The organism is Streptomyces sp. GQ60 (assembly GCF_059758875.1).
This window is the reverse complement of sequence record NZ_JCAXEG010000006.1, coordinates 82,627-105,745: the sequence shown is the minus strand read 5'-3', so window position 1 is coordinate 105,745 and position 23,119 is coordinate 82,627. Positions and strand designations below refer to the sequence as shown.

Sequence of the window (23,119 nt, the reverse complement as noted above, 5' to 3'; positions counted from 1 at the left end):
CTCCGTTCTCGGTGTTTCGGGCAGGCGCACGCGTCGGCCGCGCACAGGAATCAGCCCGCGTAGGGATCGGGAGTCGCCCCGGGCCGGGCCAGGAACTCGAAGTCGCATCCCGTGTCGGCCTGGGTGATCTGCTCGGTGTAGAGCGCCCCGTAGCCGCGCCCGAAGCGGACCGGCGGCGGGGTCCACGCCTCGCGTCGGCGTGCCAACTCCTCGTCGGAGACGTGCAGATGGAGCGTGCGCGCCTCGACATCAAGGGTGATGGTGTCGCCCGTGCGGACGAGGGCCAGGGGCCCGCCGACGTAGGACTCGGGTGCGACGTGCAGCACGCACGCGCCGTAACTCGTGCCGCTCATACGGGCGTCGGAGATCCGGACCATGTCCCGTACGCCCTGCTCCAGCAGGTACGTGGGGATCGGCAGCATCCCGTACTCCGGCATCCCCGGGCCGCCCTTCGGCCCGGAGCCCCGCAGTACGAGTACGTGGGCCGCGGTGATCCCGAGCTCCGGGTCGTCGATGGTCCGCTGCATCGTGCGGTAGTCGTCGAAGACCACCGCCGGGCCGGTGTGCTTCAGCAGGTGGGGTTCGGCGGCGATGTGCTTGATGACGGCGCCGTCCGGGCAGAGGTTCCCGCGCAGCACCGCGACCCCGCCTTCGGGTGCGAGGGGCCGTGCGCGTTCCCGGATCACCTCGTCGTTGTGCACGCGGGCGCCGTCGAGCTGCTCCCGCAGAGTGTCGTGGGAGACGGTGGGCCGGTCGAGGTGCAGCACGTCGGTGAGCCGGGAGAGGAATGCGGGCATGCCGCCGGCGAAGTGGAAGTCCTCCATGAGGAACCGCCCGCCGGGGCGGAGGTCGGCCAGCACCGGCACGGTCCGCGCGATGCGGTCGAAGTCGTCCAGAGTGAGCCGCACCCCCGAACGGCCGGCCATGGCGATCAGGTGGATGACCGCGTTGGTCGACCCTCCGAGCGCCAGGACGGCCGCGACCGCGTCTTCGTACGCCTCCGGGGTCAGGATCCGCGACAGCCGCAGGTCCTCCCGTACGAGCTCCACGATCCGCATCCCGGAGGCGGCGGCCATCCGGTCGTGCCCCGAGTCGACCGCCGGGATCGAGGACGCGCCCGGCACCGTCACGCCCAGGGTCTCGGCGGCGGCGGTGAGCGTGGAGGCCGTGCCCATCGTCATGCAGTGACCGGGGGAGCGGGCCAGCCCGCTCTCCAGCTCGGCCATTTCGCAGTCCCCGATCAGGCCCGCACGCTTGTCGTCCCAGTACTTCCACATGTCGGTGCCGGAACCGAGGGTCTCGCCCCGCCAGTGGCCCGGCAGCATCGGCCCGGCCGGCACGAAGACGGTCGGCAGGTCCACCGAGGCCGCGCCCATCAGCAGCGCCGGGGTCGACTTGTCGCAGCCGCCGAGGAGGACCGCGCCGTCGACCGGGTAGGAACGCAGCAGTTCCTCCGTCTCCATCGCGAGGAGGTTGCGGTAGAGCATCGGCGTCGGCTTCTGGAAGGTCTCGGAAAGGGTGGAGACCGGGAACTCGAGGGGGAAGCCGCCGGCTTGCCACACGCCCCGCTTCACGGCCTGCGCGCGATCGCGGAGGTGGACGTGACAGGGGTTGATGTCGGACCAGGTGTTGAGGATCGCCACGACCGGCTTGCCCAGGTGCTCCTCGGGGAGGTAGCCGAGCTGGCGGGTGCGCGCGCGGTGGCTGAAGGAGCGCAGCCCGTCCGTGCCGTACCACTGGTGGCTGCGCAGGTCCTCGGGCCGCCTGCTCATGTCCGCCATCCGGCGGCTATCGCGGCGACCTCGGCGCGTGCGGACACGGGCAGTTCGCGGCTGGGCGGGCGGATGTCGCGCCGGCACAGACCGAGCGAGGCGAGGGCCTCCTTGACGACCGTGACGTTGTCGGCGCTGCCGTCGGCGGCCCGCAGCTCCTCGAAGCGGCGGATCCGTTCCCACACCTTCATCGCGGCCGGGTAGTCGCCCGCCCGCAGGGCCGACAGCATCTCCAGCGAGAGCGCCGGGCAGACGTTGACCAGGCCGGAGGTGAACCCCGTCGCGCCGCTCGCGAAGTAGGACGGGGCGTACGGTTCGGCGAGCCCCGCCACCCAGACGAACCGGTCGATCCCCGCGTCACGGGCGAAGCCGGCGAACCGGGCCGCGTCCGGGACCGCGTACTTCACGCCGACGACGTTCGGGCAGGCGTCGCCCAACTCCGCGAGCCGGGCCCCGCTCAACTGCGGGTTGCGGATGTAGGGGACGACCCCGAGTTCGGGCACGGACTCGGCGATGGCCCGGTGGTAGTCGACCCAGCCGGCTTCGGAGACGTACGGATGTACCGGCTGATGGACCATCAGCATCTGCGCTCCGCAGGCGCGTGCGTGCCGGGCGGCCGCGATCGCCGTCGGGACGTCGTGGCCGACGCCGACCAGGACGGTGGCGCGCGCGCCCGCTTCGTCGATGGTCAACTCGGTGACCAGACGGCGCTCTTCGGGTGTGAGGGCGTAGAACTCGCCGGTGTTGCCGTTCGGTGTGAGCGTGCGTACGCCGGCCTCGATCAGGCGTCGCAGGAGAGCGCGGTGCGCTTCGGTGTCGAGCTCTCCCGACGCGGTGAAGGGTGTGACGGGGATGGCCACGACATCGGCGAGTGCGGTCTTCAGGTGCTCGAACGTCATGCTCATGCGCCGGCACCGCCGTCCAGGGGGAAGGCGCGCTGGACGAAGGAGGCGATGTGCTCGTGGACGGCCCGGCCGGCCCGCTCCGCGTCTCCCGCGACCGAAAGCCGCAAGATCTCCTCGTGTTCGGCGGCCTCGTGCTCCCAGGAGGGGACGGCGGCCCAGGCGACGGTGGAGACGAGGGCGGCCTGGTCGCGGACCTCGTCGAGCATCCTGCCGAGCAGGGGGTTGCCGCAGGGCAGGTAGAGCGCGCGGTGGAACTCGCGGTTGGCGAGCGAGCGTTCGGCAGGGTCCTCGGCTCCCGCGGCCCGCGCCAGCGCCTCCCGGGCGGCGTCGAGCGGGGCGCGTGCGGCCACGGTGCGGCGGACCGCCTCGGGCTCCAGGAGGAGCCGTACGTCGTAGACCTCGCGGGCCATGTCGGCGTCGACCATGCGCACGGTGACCCCCTTGAACTGGCTCATCACCACGAGCCCACTGCCGGCGAGGGTCTTGAGCGCCTCGCGCACCGGGGTCTTGGACACCCCGAAGCGCGAGGCGAGTTCGGTTTCGACCAGGGCCTGACCAGGGCTCAGGCCTCCGGTGAGGATGTCGTGCTTGATCGCCTCCAGGACGTACTGGGTGCGGGACGGGATGGGGCTGGGGGCGAAGGTCATGACGCACTCTCAGATCTCGTGTATCGCGTCTCATATATGACGTACGAAGTGCAATGACGAGAAGCTAAGCGGCCGTTGGTGTTTCGTCAATGCTTCGCGCACGAGTCGTGGAAAGCGCTTTCTATCGGGCCGGGTCAGTGCGGCCAGCGCGGCGGGTCGGTGCAGAAGCGGCCGCCCACGTACAGGTCGTCGGGGTCGCCCTCGTCCGGAACCCCCAGCTCGGTGACGAGCCGCTCGGCGAACCGTTCCGAGTCGTCCTGCGGCTCGTATCCGATGGCCCGGGCCGAGGAAAGGTCCCACCACAGCCGGGTGTTGGCGGAGGATCCGTACACGACCGTGTGTCCGACGCTCTCTGCGGTCAACGCCGCGTGCAGGAGCCGTGCGCAGTCGGCCGGGCTCAGCCACAACGACAGCATCCGGACCGAGGTCGGCTCGGGGAAGCAGGAGCCGACCCGCACCGAGACGGTCTCGATCCCGTGGAGGTCCCAGTAGAGCTGGGCAAGATCCTCGCCGAAGCACTTGGACAGGCCGTAGAAGCTGTCGGGCCGGCGCGGGGTGTCGACGGGGACCAGCGGGCCGTCCCCGCGGGGGCGGGGAGTGAAGCCGACGGCGTGGTTGCTGGAGGCGAAGACGACGCGGCGCACTCCCTCCTCGCGGGCGGCCTCGTAGAGGTGGTGCAGCCCCGTGACGTTGGCGGCCATCACCTTCTCGAAGGTGGACTCCAGTGATATCCCCGCGAGATGGACGACCGCGTCGACGCCGCGGACGGCCTCCCGCAACGCCTCGCGGTCGGCGAGATCGGCGACGATCGCGTCCGGTTCGCCGTCGACGGGCACCACGTCGAGCAGCCGGAGCCGGTATCCGTAGCCGGGAAGCAGTTCCCGCATCAAGGTGCCGACGCCCCCGGCCGCGCCGGTGAGCAGAACGGTGTGGGGCGTACGCGTGTGTGAGGTCTCCATGCGGGAGAACGTAGTCACATACGTGAACGCGAGGAGGGGCGTTTCGAAAGATCGTCCACGGCGGGCGGTTGCTTGACGATGTCACGAGCGGATGCCTACTGTTCGCAACGCTCGTGGCCTTGGCCTGAGTTCACAGGTATGAACATGCCCGAATCCACGCACAGGCGGTGAGGTTCCGATGGTGACGGCGACCGGATACGCGTATCCCTGGGACTTCGCCGGTGATCCCGAAGCCGCCGGCCGGGCCCGTGAGGCCGGCGTGGAGACGGTGGCCGTCGCGGCGAACTACCACAGCACCCGCGCGGCCACCCCGCTCCACCCGCACCACCGACTGGTGGACGCCGAACACGCCGCCTGCTACCTCCCGGTCCGCCCCGCCGCCTGGCAGGGCATGAGACTGGTGCCGCGCGTTCCCCGCTGGACCGTCCCCGACTCCTTCACCGTGGCGAGGAAGGCTCTCGTCGCGGCGGGACTACGGGTCGCCGCCTGGACCGTCCTCACCCACAACAGCGTCCTGGGGCGCGACAATCCGGACCTCGTACGGCGTAACGCCTTCGATGAGCCGTACCCCTACGCCCTGTGCCCGCAAGCACCCCAGGTCGCCGACTACTGCGCGACCCTCGTGCACGAGGTCGCCCTGCTCGGCGAGGCCGACGGCCTGATCCTGGAGGCCGCCGGTCCCCTGGGAGTGGACCACGGCGGGCACCACGACAAAACCGAGTTCGCACAGTGGACCCCCGTCCAGCGGCAGCTGCTCTCGCTGTGCTTCTGCGCCTCCTGCCGACGCGTCCAGCGGGCGTCGGGCCTCGACCCCGAACACCTCGCGGCCCAGGTGCGTGCGGCCACCGGGCCGGCGCGGCCGCCGAGGCGCCCCGAGGACGCCCTCGGGGTGCAGGCGGCCGCCGTGCTGCGCGCGTGCGCAGACGCGTCCGCCTCCGCCCTGCACACCCGGCTGGTCGCCACCGCGCGGACCGCCGCGCCCGGCATCCGCATCACCGTGCACGGCTCCGCGTCCCCTTGGGCCACCGGGGCGTTCGCGCCCCTCGGGCCGACCGTGACCGAGGGCATCGACGCGGTGGTCGCCAACTGCTGGCCGGCCGACTCCGCGTCCGGGCCCGGCGGAGGTCCGGTCGCCGCCCTCCGTGATCTGGCGCCACCCGCGACCGCCGTCGGCGGGTACTTCCGTCCCGAGACCCTGCCCGCGGACGAAGAGGGCCTCGGCGCGCTGGCCGCCCGCCATGTGGCCGCGGGGCTCAGCGAGGCACACCTCTACCACCTCGGTCTGGTCCCGCGTGCGGGCCTCGACCGCTTGCGGGACCTCGTCGCCGCGCTGCGGAGCGCCTGAGCCGCATCGGACCGGGCCTGCTCCCTGGTGGGGCCGGCCTGCCGAGACAACTACCCGCACATGGCGGCGAGTTGCCCAGGTACCTCGCATTGACGGGTGCATGACACGTACGTAAGGTGGTAAGCGCTTTCTATCTCTCGATCGAGAGAAGCCGCATGCCATTTCCCGCGAAGGGCCGCGGAGAAGCGCAAGGGCCCCTGACCGGCCTCGTCCGGCACCTTCATTGACGCCCATTGGCGACCCCCCCTGCGCAGCTAGCGCTTTCTGATTCTTGGTCGAGAGCCGCACTGTCATGCCTGCATGCAGGCGACTACGGAGAAGGAACCAGGCCCCCCATGAAACCGAAATCCTCCCTGTCCCTACTTGCCTGCGCCGCGCTGGCGGCCGGCGCGTTCGTGGCGCTCCCGGGCGGCACGGCCGCAGCCGCCCCGGTCCGCTACGAGGCCGAGAGCTCGCCCGCGCTCTGCACCGGCACCATCGATTCCGACTGGGCCGGCTACTCCGGCAGCGGATTCTGCAACGGGACCAACGCGGTCGGTGCCTACGCGCAGTTCACGGTGAACGCCCCCACCTCGGGTACGGCGACGCTGAAGGTCCGCTTCGCCAACGGGACCACCACCGCGAGGCCCGCGGCCGTCACCGTGAACGGCTCGGCGGCCACATCGGCGTCCTTCGAGAGCACCGGCACATGGGCGGCATGGGCGACGGCGACGCTCGCGGTGGCCCTCACTCCGGGCAGCAACACCATCCGGCTCAGCCCCACCGCCTCCGCCGGCCTGCCCAACATCGACTCCCTCGATGTCGAAGCGGAAGCCACCACCCCGCCACCGTCGGGCGCCGCGCTGTACGTGGCGCCGAACGGCAGCGACAGTGCGGCCGGTACGCAGTCGGCCCCGACGACGCTCACCTCGGCGATCGGTCGCGTCCCTGCCGGTGGAACGATCTATCTACGCGGCGGGACGTACCGCTACTCCCAGACGATCACCATCCCGCAGGGCAAGAACGGAACGTCGAGTGCCCGCACGCAGCTGAGCGCCTACCCCGGTGAGCAGCCGGTGCTGAACTTCTCGGCGATGAGCGAGGATCCGGCGAACCGAGGGCTCGCCGTCAACGGTTCGTACTGGCACGTCAAGGGCATCGTCGTCGAGCGCGCCGGCGACAACGGCATCTTCGTCGGCGGCAGCAACAACATCTTCGAACGCACGGTGACGCGCTTCAACCGGGACACCGGGCTGCAGCTCTCGCGGATGGCCTCCACCACCCCGCGTGACCAGTGGCCCGCCAACAACCTCGTCCTGAGCGCGGAGTCGCACGACAACGCGGATTCCGATGGCGAGGACGCCGACGGCTTCGCGGCGAAGCTCACCGTCGGCCCCGGGAACGTCTTCCGCTACGCCGTGGCCCACAACAACATCGACGACGGCTGGGACCTCTACACCAAGACCGACACCGGCCCCATCGGTCCGGTCACCATCGAGGACTCCCTGGCCCACGCCAACGGCACCCTCTCCGACGGCACCGTGAACTCCAACGGTGACCGCAACGGCTACAAACTCGGCGGCGAGGACATCGAGGTCGACCACGTCATCCGGCGCAGCATCGCCTACCGCAACGGCAAGCACGGGTTCACGTACAACAGCAACCCCGGCACCATGTCGGTCTCGGGCAACGTCGGCATCGACAACGCCCAGCGCAACTACTCGTTCGACGCCGGGACCTCGCTGTTCCGCGACAACGTCTCGTGCCGCAGCGGCAGCGGAACGAACGACAGGACCATCGGCGACGCCGACGGCTCGAACCAGTTCTGGGCCGGCTCCAACGGATCCCGGTGTTCCTCCTATGCCGGCGCGCTGAACTGGTCCTTCGCTGCCGACGGCCGCCTCGCCGTCACTTTCGGCGGCATGCCGGTATCTCCGTAGGCAAGCGCGTCACCGGCCTGGGCCGGCCCGTCCGGAACGAACCGGACGGACCGGCCCGGGCCGCTTGCGGCGTCCCGGGTCAGTCGGTCGCCGTCAATGCCGCGTGTGCGGCGGTGAGGATCTCCTCGGAGAGCGGGGAGCCCTTGGTGGCTCGGGCCAGGACGAGAGCGCCGAGCATGGTGCAGAGCCGGCTGATGCCGTCCTGATCCTCGGTGGCGAGCCATTCGGCGAAGTCGCTCACTCCGTCGGTGTAGACGCGGCGGGCCTCGCGATCTCCCGGTTCGCGCGCGATGTCGGTGGCGAGGGCGGCCGCGGGGCACCCGTCTGCCGCGCTGTCGCGGTGCTCGACGGAGAGGTACGTGTCGATCAGCGCCTGCTGGGCGGCGTCGCGCCGTCCGGCGTGCTGGTCGAGTCCGTCCTTGCGGAGCCGGGTCAGTTCGTCGAACGCATGGGCGGTGGCCTCGTCGATGAGCGCCTCCTTGGAGGCGAACTGCTTGTAGAAGCCGCCGTGGGTCAGGCCGGACGCCTTCATGAGGTCGGCGACGCTGACGTGGGTTCCCTGCTCCCTGAACAGCCGGGAGGCGGTTTCCACGACCCTCCTGCGGTTCTCCTCCGCCTGTGCCTGCGTTACGCGGCCCATGGCCACCTCCCGAGTGGATGTCGTTTGACATCTATCCTACGTCAGGGTTTAGATTGCTTACGTAATCTAATTCCCGCGGGCAGCTCGACGCCCGCGACGACGCTGGGAGCGGACATGGAGCTGAAGGACGCGGTAGCGGTGGTCACCGGCGCCAACAGGGGACTGGGGCGGCATCTGGCCGCCCAGCTCGTGGAGCGCGGGGCGAAGGTCTACGCGGCGGCCCGCCGTCCCGAGACGGTGGACCTGCCGGGCGTCATCCCTCTTCTGCTGGACGTGACGGACGAAGAGTCGATCCGGGTCGCGGCCCGTACGGCGTCCGACGCGACGCTGCTGGTGAACAACGCGGGCATCTCCACCGCCACGCCGCTGATCGCGGGCGGCCTGGACGCGGTGCGCCTGGAGATGGAGACGAACTTCTTCGGTCCGCTCACCGTGACGCGGGCCTTCGCCCCCGTCATCGAGGGCAACGGCGGCGGCGCCGTGCTCAACGTCCTGTCGGTACTGTCCTGGCTGCACCCGGCCGGCCTCGGGTCCTACGCCGCGGCCAAGGCCGCGGCGTGGGCACTGACCGACGCGGCCCGGGAGGAACTGGCGCCCCGCGGCATCACCGTCTCGGCTCTGCACGTGGCGTACATGGACACCGACATGGCCGCGGCCGTTCCCGCCGATCAGAAGACCGATCCCGCCGATGTCGCCGCACAGGCCCTGGACGGGATCGAGAAGGGCCTGCCCGAGATCCTCGCCGACGAGACCACCCGGTACGTCAGGCAGGGCCTCGCCGCTTCACCGAACGCGGCGTGAGAGACCGGGAGGATCACGTCCCCTCGCGGACGAGAAACGGAGACGACGATGAAGACCTTCATGATCGAGCGGTACGGCGACAAGGCCGGCGTGCGCGCCGGCGAGATGCCCGACCCGCGGGTGGGAGCCGACGACGTCCTGGTGCGGATCGCCGCGGCGGGCGTCAACCCGCTCGACCTCAAGATCCGCGACGGGGCCCTCAAGGCGATCCTGCCGTACCGTCTCCCGCTCGTCCTGGGCAACGACCTCGCCGGGGTGGTGGTCCAGGTGGGGCCGGCCGTCACCCGGTTCGCGCGGGGTGATGAGGTCTACGCGCGCCCCGGCAAGGACCGTATCGGCACCTTCGCCGAACTCATCGCCGTCCACCAGGACGACGTGGCGATCAAACCGGCCGCGCTCACCATGGCGGAGGCCGCCTCCCTTCCCCTCGTCGCCCTGACCGCCTGGCAAGCGCTGGTCGAACGGGCACGAGTGCGGCCGGGCCAAAAGGTCCTGATCCACGCCGGTGCCGGCGGCCTCGGCACCATCGCCGTCCAACTGGCGAAGGTGCTGGGCGCGCACGTGGCCAGCACCGCGAGCACCGCCAACGTCGACCTGGTCAAGGAGCTCGGCGCGGACGTCGTGGTCGACTACAAGCTGCAGGCGTTCGAGGCGGTCCTCGACGGCTACGACGTGGTCCTGGACACCCTCGGCGGCGAGACGCTCGAGAAGTCCCTACGGGTACTCAAGCCCGGCGGGAAAGTCATCAGCGTCGGGGGTCCTCCCGACGCGGCGTTCGCCCGCGAGTTGGGCGCGAACGCGATCCTCCGCCTGGCGATGAGCGCACTCAGCTTCACGACCCGGCGCCGCGCCGAGCGCCTGGGCGTGTCGTACTCGTTCCTGTTCATGAAGGCCAGCGGTGACCAGCTGCGCGAACTGACGCCCCTCATCGACGCCGGGGAGATCCGTCCCGTGGTCGACCGTGTCTTCCCGTTCGATCAGACCCGGGAGGCCATGGAGTACGTCGAGAAGGGCCGCGCGAAGGCCGGCAAGGTCGTCGTCGCGATGACATGAGGGCGGAGACCCTCACCGGAGTTCCGGTGCCGGGCGGCCGGGAGGGGATGATCGTGCCAGAGGCCGGATCTGGCGAGCGAAGGGTGTGGCGGGTGGGCGAAGGTGCGGGGATCGGTTCGGCACGGGAGGCGGCGAACGACGAGCTGGTGCTCGCGTTCGGACGGCTGCAGGGGGCCGCGGGGCGGCTGGAGTACCTGCTCGGCGGTGCGATCGAGGACGAGTTCGGGATCAGTCACCTGATGTACGAGGTGTTGCTGATCGTGGGCAGGGCGGGCGGCGCGGGCATGTCCATGCGGGCCGTCGCGCAGGAGCGCGTCTTGACCACGGGCGGGATGACCCGCCTGGTGGACCGGATGGAGGCGGCCGGCCTGGTGGTGCGCGCCGACGACCCCGCGGACCGCAGGGGCAAGCTGGTACGGCTCACCGAACAGGGCGAGGACATCGTGGTGCGGGCCAGCCGGCTGCACGTGGAGAACATCCGCCGTCACTTCCTGGCGCCGCTGCCCGAGGAGGCGAGGGAGCAGTTCATGGAGTGCCTGCGGATCCTCTCGCACTCGGCGCGGGACGCGCTGCCCCGCCTGCGGTAGGGGCGGAAGCCCTGGGGGGAGGGGTCCTTCGCGGCGTGGGAATACCTGACGTAGCAGATACTGTTCAAGCAGGTACATCGCTTCGGTGTCGGAGCGACTCCCTCATGCGAAGGCCTCCCCATGAAACTCGTCTACGTCTTCGACGCCTACTGCGGCTGGTCCTACGGGTTCGCCCCCACACTGGCCGAGGTCACCCTGCGTCACCCCGAACTGCCCGTCGATGTCGTGTCGGGCGGCTTGTTCACCGGGCCGCGCGCCGTGCCGATCCGCGAGTTCGGCTACGTCCAGGGCGCCAACGCCAAGATCGGCGAGCTGACCGGCGTCGCGTTCGGCGCGGGGTACGGGCGGCTGATCGCCGACGGCTCGTTCGTCATGGACTCCCTGGACGCCGCCCGGGGCATGGCGGTGCTGCGGCAGGCGGCCCCGGAGCGGGCGGTGGAGCTGGCCATGGCCGTGCAGGCCGCGTTCTACCAGGACGGCCTGAGCCTGTCCGACCCCGACACCTTCACCCGGATCGCCGCGGCAGCCGGCCTGGACGCGCCGGAGGTCGGCACCGCACTCGCCGCACCGGCTGCCTCGCTCGCGGCCGAGGCCGACTTCCGGCGGGCGGCAGCCCTGGGCGCGCGGGCATACCCGACCCTCCTGGCGCAGGACGGCGACCGGACCGCGGTCCTAGCCGTCGGCCACGCCGGTCCCGACGAGATCGACACGCTCCTGGAGCAGTTCGGCGCCGCCCGCACCCACTCGGCCGCGTCCGGCCGCTGAATCCCGGCCGACACACCGGCACGGTCGGTGCCGCCCGCACCCGATGGCGCGAACCTGAACCCACAGGGCCGGCCACCAGCTCCTACCCCGCCCCATACCGCCCCGCCCCACCCCTACGCTGATCCTGGCAAAGGACATGATGATGAGCACCCTCGACTTCAAGGTCATCGACCTGGACTTCCCCGTCGGCTCGAAGAACAAGACCGCCGCCCTCGTCACCGGCGAGCGCGACGCGTTCCTCATCGACACCGGATTCACCCGCGCCGACGGACACCGGCTGGCCGCCGAGATCCTCGACTCCGGCAAGCACCTCACCAAGGTGTTCATCAGCCACGCCGACCCCGACTACTACTGGGGCGCCGAGGTCATCGCCGACGCCTTCCCCGATGCCGAGATCCTGGCGACGCCGCTGGTGATCGAGCACATCAAGGCCGCGTACGAGGGCAAGCTCAAGGCCTGGGAGCCGGTGGGCGCCAACCGCCCCACCCGCCTGGTCGAGATGGCCGAACTCACCGGCGACCTCACCTTCGAAGGCCACGTCTTCCAGCTCAAGGGCGGCCACCCGGGGCTGCCCGACCGCCACTACCTGTGGCAGGCGGAACACCGGGCGATCGTCGGCGGCGTCCTGCTGTTCCAGAGCGAGCACGTCTGGGTCGCCGACACCGGCAAGCCGCAGGACCGCGCCGTGTGGATCGAGCTGCTGGACGAGATGGCGGCCCTGGACCCCGCCTTCGCCGTCCCCGGCCACCGGCTGCCCACCGCCGCCGCTCTCGACGCGAGCCCGATCGCCTACACCAGGGACTACCTCACCGCCCTCGAGGAGGAGCTGGACAAGGCCGACAGCGGCGAGGCCCTGACGAACGCGCTGGTCGCCCGCTACCCCGGATCCGGCATGCTCATCGCGGCCCAGCTCGGCGCGAAGGTCGCCAAGGGCGAAATGACCTGGGGCTGACCCACCCCGACCACGATCCGACCCTGGAGACCTACGGCTACCTCGCCGTGTACCTGATCGCGCCGGTCCTCGGCGCGATCATCCACCAGTCGTTTCGACGCTAGGCGGGAGCCAGGCGCGTACCCCCTACCGCCTGTGCCCCACCAGCGCCCCCGACCCCATCTGAGAAAGGCCGTAGCCCATGGAGACCACCGACTTCCACGCCTCCGCCGCCCCCGCCGACGTGGTGCGCCGCCAGTACGTAGCCTCCGCCAACGGCGACCTCGAAGCCCTGCGGGCCACCCTGGCCGACGACGTGGAGTGGACCGAGATGGCGGGCTTCCCCCTGGCCGGCACCTACCGCACCCCCACCGGCGTCACCTCCGCGGTCATGGAGCAGCTCGCCAAGTCCTGGGACGGCTGGGCAGCCCACGACGACACCTACGTCGTCGACGGCGAGAACGTCGTCGTCCTCGCCCGCTATACCGCCACCAACAAGGCCACCAGCAAGCCGCTCAACGTGCGCGTCTGCCACCACTTCGTCGTACGCGGCGGAAAGATCGTCCGCTTCGAGCAGTTCGTCGACACCGCCCTGGTCCGCGACGCCATGCGCCCCGGCGCATGACCACACCGGCCTACGCCGGGGGTGCCGTCGGAGCCTGAGGCGCAGCGCCGGGCCCTTTGGACGTGCCGGGGCAGCGGAGGGTGTCGGCGGTGACGGGGGCGCCTTCGGCCGTGTTGCGGTCGTAGGTGACGGTCTTGACCTGGACGGGCCGGGTGCCGACCGTGACGTCGAAGGACTTGTCGTGACCTGGGACCGCTTCGAGGCGGGCCCCGGGAAGGGCTGCCGCCAGGGTCGCCGCATCCGCTTCCCTGCCAGGGGCGTAGCTGATGCGCGGCGGTCCGTCAGGGCGTACGGGGGGTGCGGACTGCGAGGTGTCGGTGACCACGAACTTGTTGCGGCGCAGGGCCGCGGCGGTGGCCGGGTCGTCGACGCGGACGCTGATCCCGGCGGGGTTGGTCGCTGCCGCGGTTTCGGGGACGGGCTGGATGCGCGGGTCGCCCGTGAGGGGTCGGTCGGCGGCGAGGGCGTCCCACAGGGCGGCGGAGCGGGCTTCGTGCCAGACCAGGGTGGAGCCGACGCCGGGGACGCGATGGTCGAAGAGCCGGATGGGGACGGTGGCGAACTCGGTCTGCTCGGCTTTGAGGCGGCCGAGGGTCCAGCCGATGCGGATCAGGTCGTCGAGCCCGGTCTTGTCGTCGGTGCGTACGGACTTGAGCAGGGTCCGGGCCGTGCGGGCCGCGCTGACAGGCCCGGACAGGGCGCCTTCGGCGGTGAGGCGGGCCAGCAGGTCGTTGACGGTGCGCTGCTGGCGGCGGACCCGGCCGAGGTCTCCGGGCCGGTTGATGTGACGGGCCCGGACGTACCGGAGCGTCTGGTCGCCGTTGGTGTGGTGGGTGCCGGCGGTGATGTCGAGGCCGGAGCCGTCGTCCTTGAGGGGTTTGTCCGTGCAGACGGTCGCACCGCCGAGGTTGTCGATCGCCTGCTCGAAGCCCGTGAATCCGGTCTCGAGGTAGTGGTCGATGCGCAGACCGGTGGCCTTCTCGACGGTGCGTACGGTCAGCGGGCCGGCCCCGATCGCGTACGCACCGTTGATCTTTCCGAACCGGGGCGGCCCCGGCACGGCGGGCGGGGCGGCGGGATCGGCGTACTGCACGTAGGAGTCGCGGGGGAGCGAGACGATGCTGGCGCGGCGCCCGCTCGCCGAGAGGTGCACGAGCATCATCACGTCCGTGCAGTTGCACCCCTTGCCACCCACGTGCAGACGGCGCTTCTCGGCGGCGGAGAGACCCGCACGGCTGTCGATGCCGACGATGAGGATGTTCGTGCCCCGGCCGGCCGCGTCACGTTCGGCGGAGAGAGCCGGCGGGCCGGAGTAGGAGCCCGCGGCGAGGGTGGCCAGCAACGTGAGAGCAACCGTGAATCTACGCAAAGTGTCCCCTTGTTGAAGTGACAAAAGCCGCATAAGGGACGCTAGCGCCGTTGTCCGCGGCAGACGGTGCTACTCGCCGGGAGCCGTGGCCGTGTCGCCGTAATGGGCGGCCGCATTGTCCTGGGCGGGCCGGGCCTGCCCTGCCGGACCTCGCGAGAACGCCTGGAGGACGTTGGCGGTGACGGTGCGGGTGAAGTGCCCGGCTCGCGCGTCCAGACCGTGGTTGGCCTTGCCGCCCGCGGGTCCGGTCGCATCGAGGGCCTCGACCCAGCGCATGGTTCCCGTCGCGAAGACCGCTGCCCCGCCCGCGAGCGACAGGTAGGCGGTGTCGGCGTACGAGGGCCGGCCCTTGCACACCACCGGCGAGTGCGCCAGGACCTCGATCGGTCGTGGCGTCGGATGCCCGGCCGGATTCACCCGGTCGTACTCGACGCCCACCAAGTGCGGGAAGGCATCGCCCGCCCTCGCCCCGGTGCCCGCCAGGAGCCAGTGGTCGGGGTGGGTCACCACGTAGGGGGCGTCGACCGGGTAGCCGTCGTAGATGACGCCGAGCAGGGAGCTTTCCGGGTCGGGGGCGGGTGCACGCCGGAAATCGTTCGTGGGCGCGGATCCCCGCCGGTAGCCGGGATCCTTGGCGTAGTCGTCCTTGTAGCAGACCACGATGCGCTCCGGGCCGAGGGGAGAGGCCTCGAAGCGGATCCGCCGGTAGCAGCAGTTCGCGCCCAGCACGGCCAGGTTGGTTCCGGCATCTCGGGCGGAGGTGACGTTTCGGCGCTGCTCGGGGCTCCAGTACTCGTCGTGGCCCAGTGAGACCACCGCGGCCGCCCCGCACAACAGCCGCGGTTCACGGGCCACATCCACTCCCGTGGTGTAGGCCAGGGGCAGGCCCATCTCCTCGGCGAGCGCGATCAGAGGCGCCTCGTACACGAGGAACTGGCCGGCTCCGTTTCCGCCCGCGTAGGGACGGTCGAAGGAGACCTGGAGGGACCTCGACCCCTTCTTGCCCGTCGTCCCCTTGTACAAGTCCGCGCCACCCCAGCGGTTGTAAGCCTGCCAGGTGGCCACCGCGTTCACCACCACCGTACGGCCGACGGCGGAGGCGGAGCGCACGGTCACGGGCACGAACCGCTGCGCCTGCCCGTCCGCCGTGTCCAGGCGCAGCAGGTAGCAGCCTTCGGGCCATCCCGAGGTGTCCACCTGCGCCGTCCGGCGCCAGTCCGCGCGGACCATCCGCGTCGCGGGGTCTACGAGGCCCTGCGGCTGGACGATGCCCGGCAAGGGGCCGGACTGCCACACCAGACGGGCCCTGGCGCCCGCGTACCAGCCCATCCGGAACGCGGAGACGGTGTAGGACGCGGCCGTCGTCGACACCCGCAGCCCCAACGGCTCTCCCGCGCGGACACTGACCCGCTCGGCGAAACCCTCGACCGCCCGCGCGCGACCCGGCCGGGTGATCCGCCAGTCCGGCGAGCCGGGCAGCGCGTTCTCGGCCCTCGTGTCCAGGCCTCCCGCCGTCCGGAGATCTCCTGCGGAGCCATGGGAGCCGTGGGAGCCGTTGGCCGCACGAGCCGGCGTCCCGGGCCATGACGTGATCACGGCGGCAGCCAGACCCAGGATCAGCCGACGTCTCGGTTCCCTGCCTCCGGACCCGCTCGGAACACCTGTCCGGTCCACCGCGTCACCCCCAAAACTCCGCATCGGCTGGCCCCCGTTCTAGCCCACACTCCACTCCTGACCCCGTCAGGACACGCAAAGGGTCGCCCCCAGGGCGTGAAGGAAGCCGGCCGGAGCCGTCGGTTCGGCAGTGGTCCGAGGAGGACCTCGGCGGGCGGCAACCTTTCGTGGAGCTGTGGCGACTCACGGGCGACCGAAGACGATCACACCCACGGATCGTCCGATCACACCGCCGCTTGCTGCCGAGCACCGCTGACCAGAGCCGGTGTACGAGGCATGCGAGGCAGGCTCGGAGCGAGGAGCAACCCCCCCCATGAACGAGACCGATCCCACCGCGCACGGTCGCGGACGGCGCGATCGCGCGGCCGGTGGCGAGCGACGTACGCGCGGACGCCACCGCCGGCGCTGGACGACGATGGGTCTGGCGCTGGGCGTGCCCGGCGTGCTCGGCCCCTACCTGCTGTTCGTGCAGGCCGACTCGGAGGCCGCGACGCTGGATTCCGACGCCTACTACGAGGTGGTGTCCGTGCGCAGCGACAAGGTGCTGGACGTGCCCGGCTCGGACACGTCGGACGGCGCCTGGACGCGGCAGCAGAGCCGTGTGTCCGGTGCCGCGAGTCAGCAATGGCGGCTGAGGCCGACGCGGGACGGCTACTACGAGCTGGAGAACCGCAGCAGCAAGAAGGTCCTCGGTGTGCGGGGTGCCTCCATACAGTCGGCGGCGGCCGTAGAGCAGCAGTCCGACCACGGCGCCGCCGCCCAGCAGTGGAAGATCGAGGACGTCGGCGGCGCGGCGGTGAAAATCGTCTCCCGGAGCAGCGGCATGGTGCTGGACGTGTGGGGTGGCTCCCGCGACGACGGCGTGCCGCTGATCCAGTACGCCGACAAGGGCAGCACCAACCAGCACTGGAGACTGGTGAAGGCGGCCGGCGCGGGCGGGTACACCTGGCACAACGCCCAGATCGTCGGAGGCGGCTTCGTCACCGGGCTGGTCTTCAACCCCGCCCGCAAGGACCTGCTGTACGCCCGGACCGACATCGGCGGCGCCTACCGCTGGGACGCGACCGCCGCCCGCTGGACCTCCTTGACCGACTGGATCGGCGGAGCCGACTGGAACCTGCTGGGGATCGAGAGCCTGGCGACCGACCCGGTCGACCCGAACCGCCTGTACCTCGCGAGCGGCACCTACACCAACGACTGGGCGGGCAACGGCGCGATCCTGCGCTCCACCGACCAGGGCAGGACGTTCCAGCGCACCGACCTGCCGTTCAAACTGGGCGGCAACGAGGACGGCCGGTCCATGGGCGAGCGGCTGGTGGTGGACCCGTCCGACCACGCCACGCTCTACCTGGGTACCCGCAAGAACGGGCTCTGGCGCAGCACCGACCACGGCGTGACGTGGAGCCAGGTCGGCAGCTTCCCCGTGAAGGACGGAGCGAGCAGCGGCGTCGGCCTCTCCTTCGTGACCTTCGGCCCGGCCGGCAGCCGGACGATCTATGTCGGGGTGGCCGACAAGACCACCTCGTTGTACCGCTCCACCGACGGCGGCAGCACCTGGCAGGCCGTGCCCGGTCAGCCGAAGGGGCAGTTGCCGCAGCACGGTGTGCTGTCCGGCGACGGCTCGCTGTACCTGACGTACACCAACGCGCCGGGCCCGAACGGCGTGACGGCCGGTTCGGTGTGGAAGCACACGCCGTCCACCCGGGGCTGGAAGAACATCTCGCCGTCCAGCGGCGGTTACGGGTTCGCCGGCCTGGCGGTCGATCCGCAGCGCCCGTCCACGGTCATGGTCACCACGCTGGACCGCTGGTGGCCCTCGGACGAGATCTACCGGTCGGTCGACGGCGGCGCCTCCTGGAAGGCGCTCGGCGCGACCTCGGTGCGGGACAACTCCGCAGCGCCCTACGTGGGCACCGGGATCGGTCACTGGATGGGCGCCTTGGCCATCGACCCCTTCGATTCCGGGCACGTGCTGTACGGCACGGGATCGGGGATGTGGGGCAGCCGCGACGTGACCGCGGCGGACAGCGGGCGGGCGACGCACTGGACGATCCCGGCCAAGGGCCTGGAGGAGACCGCGACGCTCGGACTGATCAAGCCGCCCGGCCTTCCCCTGATCAGTGCGCTCGGCGATGTCAGCGGGTTCCGGCACGAGGACCTCACCAAGGTGCCGGCCAAGGCGCTGTCCGGACCGCTGTTCACCAACACGACGGGCATCGACTTCGCCCAGTCGAAGCCGCGGTTCATGGTGCGGGTCGGTCTCGGTGGCGAGCAGCACGGCGCCTACTCGGCCGACGGCGGAGCCGGCTGGGTGCCGTTCGCCACGGCGCCGGTGCGTGACGCGGGCGGCGGTTCCACGGCCGTCTCGGCGGACGGCGCCACCGTGTTCTGGACCCCCGCCGGCCAGGTTCCGTTCTACTCGACCAACCGCGGATCGGCCTGGACGGCGGCCTCCGGCCTCCCCAAGGACACGGCGGTCGTGGCCGACCGGTCGGCGGCGAACACGTTCTACGCCCTCAGCGGCGGAACCTTGTACGCGAGCACCGACGGCGGGAAGCACTTCACCGCCCGGGCCACCGGCCTGGGCGGCGGGCAGCTCAAGGCGGTTCCGGGCCTGGCCGGTGACCTGTGGATCGCCGGCGGGGACAACGGACTCCTGCACTCGACCAACGGCGGTACGAGCTTCGGCAAGCCCGGCGGCGTGCAGCAGGCGAGCGCCGTCGGCTTCGGCAAGCCGGCCCCGGGTGCCCGGTACCAGGCGCTGTACCTCAGCGGGAAGGTGAAGGGCGTCACCGGGCTGTTCCGCTCGACCGACGGCGGCTCGGCCTGGGTCCGGATCAACGACGACCGCCACCAGTTCGGCGGGATCGCCGTCAACGTCATCAGCGGCGACCCCGACGTGTACGGGCGGGTCTACCTGGGCGCCTACGGCCGTGGCGTGGTGTACGGCGACCTGTCCTGATGCTCCGGTCCGTGGGCGGGCGGCGGTCCGCGCCGTCCGCCCACGGGCCGGCGAACCGGCACGGCCTCATCGTGCCGCGGTGAAGCCGCCCCAGACCGAGAGGGCGCCGCGGGGACCGCCGGCGTCGACGCGGTAGCCGTCGTGCTCGACCTCGCGTGCGCCGGTGGCGTGGTTGTACTGGCCGGCGAAGACGTGCTGTCCGGCCGGCACCGTGCGGCCCGGCTTGAGGATCCAGCGGTAGACCACTGCTGCGCCCTCGTTCTGCACGGTGACGGTGAAGTCCTCGACGGGCAGTGTCCGCCAGCTGCCGGTGCTCTCCACGGCACCGGTCTGCGTGATGCGCAGTTCCACGGTGAGCGCGGTGAGCGGTTCGGTGGACTTGAGGGTGATGTTGCTCTGCGCCCAGAAGCTGTTGCTGTTCGTCCCCAAGGAGCCGGCCGACGACAGAGGCCCGTCCTGGAGGTGCGCGGTGCCCGGCCGGGCCGAGCCCGCGGCGCCCGACGCCGAAGGGCCGGGGCCCGTCGGGGACGAACGGTCCGGCGTGGCCGGGCGGTCGGGGGCGGGTGCCGACGGCATCGACGGTGCCGATGGCGTCGACGGTGTCGGCCGGTGGGTCCCGGACGGCGCGGACGGCGCGGCGGGGGTGGCCGAGACCTCCGGCTCAGCCGGGGGCGACTGGACGATGGCGGCGACGGCGAAGCCGCCGACCGCCAGAGTGCCGGCCGCGGCCAGGGAAGCGAGCGCGATCCTGGGCCAGGGCCTCGCGCCCGAAGACGCGCGGCGGCGGACGGGGGCACCGGACATGCCGCGTTCCACGCGTGCCAGGATCCGGGCGCGGTCGGGCTGGTGGGCCTCGGCGGCCTCGCGCAGCCGCCTGGTCAGTTCCTCGTTCAACGGCTCCTCCTCCCCGCCAACAGTTCCCCGGCTGCCCCTGTGGTGCCCAGCATCCGTTCCAGCTCGGCCATCCCCTTCGAGGTCTGGCTCTTCACCGTACCGACCGATATTCCGAGCGCCAGAGCGGTGTCCTTCTCCGACAGGTCGAAGGCGTGCCGCAGGACCACGCAGGAGCGCTTCCGGAACGGCAACCGGGCGAGAGCGGTCCGCACGTCCACCACGGCGGCCACGTCCGGACCGTGCGACGGCTCCGCACCGCGGGACCAGAACAGGGCGATCCGGCGGCGCTCGCGCACCGTGCTGCGGATCCGCGACCGTGCCAGGTTGGCGACCACGCCACGGGCGTAGGCCAGTGGGTGCTCGGCCTGGCGCAGCCGGTCCCAGCGCTGCCACAGTGCGATCAGGGCGTCCGCGGCCAGATCGTCGGCGCCGTCCGGCTCGCCCGTCAGGAGACGGGCGAACCGGGCGAGTTCGGCGTAGTGGCGTTCGAAGAAGTCGTGGAACTCCGCGGACGCGTCATCGAGGACCATGTCCGTTGGTCGTCCCCTCCGCAAAATGTGTGCGCTAACATCCGGGCGGCAGCGTACCAGTGGCCGGTTGGCCACGGCGCGGCGGTGCGGCGCGCCCGGTTCCGCCACCCCGCCGCGGTGAGGTTTCAGTGCGCGGCGAACTGGACCCTGGTCGGTTGTGCGACGTCCGGCAGCAGCGCGATCCCGTCGACCGTCAACTGCTCTCCGTAGATGTCGGTGATCCTCATCGCGCCGCCGCACCCGCCGCCATCGGCGGAGAGGAAGTAGTTGTAGTCGGTACGGGGCAGCTTCCGCCAGCCCTTGCCGGTGCGCACCTCCAGCCGTGCGACCGGATTCCGGTGGTCGATCACCTGGATGCCGCACCAGTGGGCACTGGACCCGGTCTTGTACCGCAGGGAGAGGGTGTCGGACGTGCGGGGGCTCACCAGGCTCCAGGTGATCGGGATACGGCCGGCCTTGGGATCGGTCAGTTTCGCGAAGGCCTGTTCACTGAGGTCCAGTTGTCCGGGTGCGCAGGGCAGCGGACATTCGTTGGTGATCCGGACCGTGATCGAGGCGCCGTTCGCGGCGCGGACGCGCACGTACGCGCCGCAGGCCCTGGCCGACTCGTAGTCGGTGGTGTTCATCGCCGCGATCATGAGGTCGTCGCTCGGGCCGAACAGGCAGGCGCCGTTGCCGTCGGCCGCGGCGTAGACGGTGGCGACGCCCTTGTAGGTGGTGTCCGGCCGGATGCGTCCCGCCGACGGTGCCGGGGTGGATGCCGCCGGTCGGCTTTCCTTCGCCGTAGGCGGGGGCGGCGCCGCGCTGGTCGCTGCGGCGGTCGCGCTCGGGGTCGCCGCGGCATGCGAGCCGGTCGTCGGAAGCGCCGGGCTCGCCGGGGCCGAGGGCGTGGCTCCCGTGGTGGTGGGGGCGGGGGCGGCCACATCGGCCCCAGCGCCTGCCCCGGCGCCTGCCCCGGCCACGGCCCGGGGGCCGGGGAGCATGGCTGTCACCAGGCAGAAGAGGACGCCCGCGGCGGTCAGTATCACCGCTGTACCGAGCATCAGCCTGTGTCTACGCCTGCGCTGCCGCGCGGCCTGCCGTGCAGTCTGCATGTCCGTCCGTTCGAAGATTCGAGTCGAGGTGCACTGCCTGGTCGCCGCAGAACGCGAAAAGGTTGCCGACGGTTGAAAGCGGGCGCACAACGGGTTCTTCGGCGGCCGGGCAGCGGTGCCCCGTACCGGTCGGTTCACAGAGCGAGGGGGTGCGGAAAACGGGCTCGGCGGCACGGATGGCGCGGTTCGTGGCGCGCGGGTCGCCGCGACTGGAAGCCGTGGTCCCGGCGGAAGTGAACACCGAGGGCTTGACGGTGCTTGCCGACGGGGGTGCCACCGGTGCGGCACGGGACGCCGCTGTCCGAGTCCTACGCGGAGGGAACACCTCGTGGGCCGGTCGCCGTACGACGGCTCGGGCCGCACCTCGCCCACCACGGGCGGCGGCGCCGAGCCGAGGAGGGGCCGGGTCAGCCTCCGGCCTTGCGCTTGTTGTAGACGTCGAAGCCGACGGCCGCCAGCAGTACCAGGCCCTTGATCACCTGCTGGTAGTCGGTACCCACGCCGACCAGCGACATGCCGTTGTTCAGCACGCCCAGCACCAGACCGCCGGTGAGCGCGCCGATGACGGTACCCACACCGCCGCTCGCGGAGGCGCCGCCGATGAAGGCGGCGGCGATCGCCTCCAGCTCGAAGTTGATGCCGGCCTGCGGCGTACCCGCGTTGAGTCGGGCGGCGAAGACCATCCCGGCCAGGGCCGCGAGGACGCCCATGTTCACGAAGGCCAGGAAGACGACCCGCTTGCTCTTCACCCCGGACAGCCTCGCCGCCGCCTCGTTCCCGCCGATGGCGTAGGTGTGCCGGCCGAGGATCGAGTTGCGCATCACGTATCCGAAGCCGACCAGCAGGACGCCGAGGATCAGGAGGACGATCGGCACCCCGTGGTAGCTGGCCAGCAGGAGCGTGAAGGCCACCACGGCCGCGGTGATCGCCCCGAGCTTCACCAGGAACAGACCGGTCGGGAGCGGGTCCAGCCCGTACGAGGCGGCCCGCCGCCGTCCGCGCACCTCCTGCAGGATCGCGACGGCCAGCACCACGAAGCCCAGCAGCAGGGTGAGGTTGTGGTAGTTGGTGTGGGGGCCGACCGCGGGGAGGAAGCCGCTGCTGATGTTCTGGAAGCCCTTGGGGAACGGCGCCACCGACTGGCCCTGAAGGAGGATCTGGGTCCCACCGCGGAACAGCAGCATGCCGGCCAGCGTGACGATGAACGAGGGGATCCCGAGATAGGCGATCCAGAACCCTTGCCAGGCTCCGGCGAGGGCCCCGATCAGCAGCGCGGCCACCAGCGCCACCGGCCACGGCACCTGATGCTTGACCATCATCACCGCCGCGGCCGCCCCGACGAAGGCGGCGAGCGAGCCGACCGACAGGTCGATGTGCCCGGCGATGATGACGATCATCATGCCGATGGCCAGGATGAGGATGTAGCCGTTCTGCTGGATCAGATTGGTGATGTTGAGCGGCTGGAGGAGGATGCCGCCCGTCCAGAACTGGAACAGCAGCACGATCAGGGCCAGCGCGAGCAGCATCCCGTACTGGCGGAGGTTGCCGCGCAGCGCTCGGGCCAGTACGGCACCGGCCGACGGCCGTCGGCCGGGCTCCCGTGTGCGGGGCGTGGTGTCGTCTGGGGTGGTCTTGGTCTGGGCCATG

20 protein-coding genes are annotated in these 23,119 nt (G+C 71.2%); 9 read left to right on the top strand and 11 right to left on the bottom strand.

All coding sequences use genetic code 11. The features are described 5' to 3' along the window. Positions 1 to 50: 50 nt before the first annotated feature. The 4 genes from araD to AC6CKD_RS16915 all read right to left on the bottom strand — a co-directional run bounded on the left by araD (position 51) and on the right by AC6CKD_RS16915 (position 4,283). Positions 51 to 1,772, bottom strand: a complete 1,722-nt coding sequence (gene araD, locus AC6CKD_RS16930; RefSeq protein WP_498328244.1) for an L-arabinonate dehydratase — start codon at positions 1,770 to 1,772, stop codon at positions 51 to 53. Then, positions 1,769 to 2,677 (bottom strand): dihydrodipicolinate synthase family protein, encoded by a 909-nt coding sequence (locus tag AC6CKD_RS16925; protein ID WP_498328242.1) that lies wholly within the window; start codon positions 2,675 to 2,677, stop codon positions 1,769 to 1,771. Before AC6CKD_RS16925 ends, araD begins: the two co-directional genes overlap by 4 nt. Next, positions 2,674 to 3,324 carry a GntR family transcriptional regulator gene (locus AC6CKD_RS16920; RefSeq protein WP_498328241.1) on the bottom strand — a complete coding sequence of 217 codons (651 nt, stop codon included), beginning with the start codon at positions 3,322 to 3,324 and terminating at the stop codon, positions 2,674 to 2,676. The genes AC6CKD_RS16925 and AC6CKD_RS16920 overlap by 4 nt, the downstream gene beginning before the upstream one ends. Before the next feature lie 134 nt (positions 3,325 to 3,458). Then, a complete protein-coding gene (locus tag AC6CKD_RS16915; protein WP_498328239.1) occupies positions 3,459 to 4,283 on the bottom strand; it encodes an NAD-dependent epimerase/dehydratase family protein in 825 nt (274 codons plus the stop codon). 178 nt (positions 4,284 to 4,461) lie between these two features. On the opposite strand from AC6CKD_RS16915, the gene AC6CKD_RS16910 reads away from it, so the two are divergent. Both AC6CKD_RS16910 and AC6CKD_RS16905 read left to right on the top strand, forming a co-directional pair. After that, positions 4,462 to 5,628, top strand: a complete 1,167-nt coding sequence (locus AC6CKD_RS16910) for a hypothetical protein (protein ID WP_498328238.1) — start codon at positions 4,462 to 4,464, stop codon at positions 5,626 to 5,628. A gap of 335 nt (positions 5,629 to 5,963) precedes the next feature. Beyond that, a complete protein-coding gene (locus tag AC6CKD_RS16905) occupies positions 5,964 to 7,547 on the top strand; it encodes a right-handed parallel beta-helix repeat-containing protein (protein WP_498328236.1) in 1,584 nt (527 codons plus the stop codon). Between the two features lie 79 nt (positions 7,548 to 7,626). Here AC6CKD_RS16905 and AC6CKD_RS16900 read toward each other — a convergent pair whose 3' ends face one another. Beyond that, complete coding sequence (locus AC6CKD_RS16900) at positions 7,627 to 8,187, bottom strand: TetR/AcrR family transcriptional regulator (RefSeq protein WP_498328235.1); 561 nt, start codon at positions 8,185 to 8,187, stop codon at positions 7,627 to 7,629. Between the two features lie 114 nt (positions 8,188 to 8,301). Between AC6CKD_RS16900 and AC6CKD_RS16895 the strand changes: the two genes are divergently transcribed. The 6 genes from AC6CKD_RS16895 to AC6CKD_RS16870 all read left to right on the top strand — a co-directional run bounded on the left by AC6CKD_RS16895 (position 8,302) and on the right by AC6CKD_RS16870 (position 12,949). Next, positions 8,302 to 8,988, top strand: a complete 687-nt coding sequence (locus tag AC6CKD_RS16895; RefSeq protein ID WP_498328234.1) for an SDR family oxidoreductase — start codon at positions 8,302 to 8,304, stop codon at positions 8,986 to 8,988. A 48-nt stretch (positions 8,989 to 9,036) separates the two neighbouring features. Then, positions 9,037 to 10,041, top strand: a complete 1,005-nt coding sequence (locus AC6CKD_RS16890; RefSeq protein ID WP_498328232.1) for an NADP-dependent oxidoreductase — start codon at positions 9,037 to 9,039, stop codon at positions 10,039 to 10,041. Positions 10,042 to 10,133: 92 nt separating this feature from the next. Continuing rightward, a complete protein-coding gene (locus AC6CKD_RS16885; protein ID WP_498328230.1) occupies positions 10,134 to 10,628 on the top strand; it encodes a MarR family winged helix-turn-helix transcriptional regulator in 495 nt (164 codons plus the stop codon). A 120-nt stretch (positions 10,629 to 10,748) separates the two neighbouring features. Continuing rightward, entirely contained in the window at positions 10,749 to 11,393 is a 645-nt protein-coding gene (locus tag AC6CKD_RS16880) for a DsbA family protein (RefSeq protein ID WP_498328229.1), read from the top strand. A 142-nt stretch (positions 11,394 to 11,535) separates the two neighbouring features. Then, entirely contained in the window at positions 11,536 to 12,345 is an 810-nt protein-coding gene (locus tag AC6CKD_RS16875) for an MBL fold metallo-hydrolase (protein ID WP_498328600.1), read from the top strand. Between the two features lie 181 nt (positions 12,346 to 12,526). Beyond that, a complete protein-coding gene (locus tag AC6CKD_RS16870; RefSeq protein ID WP_498328227.1) occupies positions 12,527 to 12,949 on the top strand; it encodes a nuclear transport factor 2 family protein in 423 nt (140 codons plus the stop codon). Between the two features lie 10 nt (positions 12,950 to 12,959). Here AC6CKD_RS16870 and AC6CKD_RS16865 read toward each other — a convergent pair whose 3' ends face one another. Together AC6CKD_RS16865 and AC6CKD_RS16860 are read right to left on the bottom strand one after the other, a co-directional pair. After that, complete coding sequence (locus tag AC6CKD_RS16865; RefSeq protein WP_498328225.1) at positions 12,960 to 14,318, bottom strand: LCP family protein; 1,359 nt, start codon at positions 14,316 to 14,318, stop codon at positions 12,960 to 12,962. A 69-nt stretch (positions 14,319 to 14,387) separates the two neighbouring features. Continuing rightward, the gene (locus AC6CKD_RS16860) at positions 14,388 to 15,914 is read right to left on the bottom strand and encodes a N,N-dimethylformamidase beta subunit family domain-containing protein (protein WP_498328223.1); all 1,527 of its coding nucleotides are present in this window, start codon (positions 15,912 to 15,914) and stop codon (positions 14,388 to 14,390) included. A gap of 493 nt (positions 15,915 to 16,407) precedes the next feature. Here AC6CKD_RS16860 and AC6CKD_RS16855 point away from each other — a divergent pair, with 493 nt between their 5' ends. Further along, on the top strand, positions 16,408 to 18,954 hold the full coding sequence (locus AC6CKD_RS16855) for an RICIN domain-containing protein (RefSeq protein ID WP_498328599.1): 2,547 nt from the start codon (positions 16,408 to 16,410) through the stop codon (positions 18,952 to 18,954). A 66-nt stretch (positions 18,955 to 19,020) separates the two neighbouring features. Here AC6CKD_RS16855 and AC6CKD_RS16850 read toward each other — a convergent pair whose 3' ends face one another. From AC6CKD_RS16850 to mmsB, 4 genes are all read right to left on the bottom strand, one after another. After that, on the bottom strand, positions 19,021 to 19,848 hold the full coding sequence (locus AC6CKD_RS16850; RefSeq protein ID WP_498328221.1) for a hypothetical protein: 828 nt from the start codon (positions 19,846 to 19,848) through the stop codon (positions 19,021 to 19,023). Then, on the bottom strand, positions 19,845 to 20,378 hold the full coding sequence (locus AC6CKD_RS16845; RefSeq protein ID WP_498328220.1) for a SigE family RNA polymerase sigma factor: 534 nt from the start codon (positions 20,376 to 20,378) through the stop codon (positions 19,845 to 19,847). The genes AC6CKD_RS16850 and AC6CKD_RS16845 overlap by 4 nt, the downstream gene beginning before the upstream one ends. Positions 20,379 to 20,503: 125 nt before the next feature. Further along, entirely contained in the window at positions 20,504 to 21,421 is a 918-nt protein-coding gene (locus AC6CKD_RS16840; RefSeq protein ID WP_498328218.1) for an expansin EXLX1 family cellulose-binding protein, read from the bottom strand. Positions 21,422 to 21,879: 458 nt separating this feature from the next. Next, complete coding sequence (gene mmsB, locus AC6CKD_RS16835) at positions 21,880 to 23,118, bottom strand: multiple monosaccharide ABC transporter permease (RefSeq protein WP_498328217.1); 1,239 nt, start codon at positions 23,116 to 23,118, stop codon at positions 21,880 to 21,882. Between the last annotated feature and the right edge of the window lies 1 nt (position 23,119).

What these genes read in the sequence shown, in the direction of transcription:
- araD (WP_498328244.1), bottom strand. Translation starts at nt 1,772, where the DNA reads ATGAGCAGGCGGCCCGAGGACCTGCGCAGCCACCAGTGGTACGGCACG.
- AC6CKD_RS16925 (WP_498328242.1), bottom strand. Translation starts at nt 2,677, where the DNA reads ATGAGCATGACGTTCGAGCACCTGAAGACCGCACTCGCCGATGTCGTG.
- AC6CKD_RS16920 (WP_498328241.1), bottom strand. Translation starts at nt 3,324, where the DNA reads ATGACCTTCGCCCCCAGCCCCATCCCGTCCCGCACCCAGTACGTCCTG.
- AC6CKD_RS16915 (WP_498328239.1), bottom strand. Translation starts at nt 4,283, where the DNA reads ATGGAGACCTCACACACGCGTACGCCCCACACCGTTCTGCTCACCGGC.
- AC6CKD_RS16910 (WP_498328238.1), top strand. Translation starts at nt 4,462, where the DNA reads ATGGTGACGGCGACCGGATACGCGTATCCCTGGGACTTCGCCGGTGAT.
- AC6CKD_RS16905 (WP_498328236.1), top strand. Translation starts at nt 5,964, where the DNA reads ATGAAACCGAAATCCTCCCTGTCCCTACTTGCCTGCGCCGCGCTGGCG.
- AC6CKD_RS16900 (WP_498328235.1), bottom strand. Translation starts at nt 8,187, where the DNA reads ATGGGCCGCGTAACGCAGGCACAGGCGGAGGAGAACCGCAGGAGGGTC.
- AC6CKD_RS16895 (WP_498328234.1), top strand. Translation starts at nt 8,302, where the DNA reads ATGGAGCTGAAGGACGCGGTAGCGGTGGTCACCGGCGCCAACAGGGGA.
- AC6CKD_RS16890 (WP_498328232.1), top strand. Translation starts at nt 9,037, where the DNA reads ATGAAGACCTTCATGATCGAGCGGTACGGCGACAAGGCCGGCGTGCGC.
- AC6CKD_RS16880 (WP_498328229.1), top strand. Translation starts at nt 10,749, where the DNA reads ATGAAACTCGTCTACGTCTTCGACGCCTACTGCGGCTGGTCCTACGGG.
- AC6CKD_RS16875 (WP_498328600.1), top strand. Translation starts at nt 11,536, where the DNA reads ATGAGCACCCTCGACTTCAAGGTCATCGACCTGGACTTCCCCGTCGGC.
- AC6CKD_RS16870 (WP_498328227.1), top strand. Translation starts at nt 12,527, where the DNA reads ATGGAGACCACCGACTTCCACGCCTCCGCCGCCCCCGCCGACGTGGTG.
- AC6CKD_RS16855 (WP_498328599.1), top strand. Translation starts at nt 16,408, where the DNA reads ATGGGTCTGGCGCTGGGCGTGCCCGGCGTGCTCGGCCCCTACCTGCTG.
- AC6CKD_RS16845 (WP_498328220.1), bottom strand. Translation starts at nt 20,378, where the DNA reads ATGGTCCTCGATGACGCGTCCGCGGAGTTCCACGACTTCTTCGAACGC.
- AC6CKD_RS16840 (WP_498328218.1), bottom strand. Translation starts at nt 21,421, where the DNA reads ATGCTCGGTACAGCGGTGATACTGACCGCCGCGGGCGTCCTCTTCTGC.
- mmsB (WP_498328217.1), bottom strand. Translation starts at nt 23,118, where the DNA reads ATGGCCCAGACCAAGACCACCCCAGACGACACCACGCCCCGCACACGG.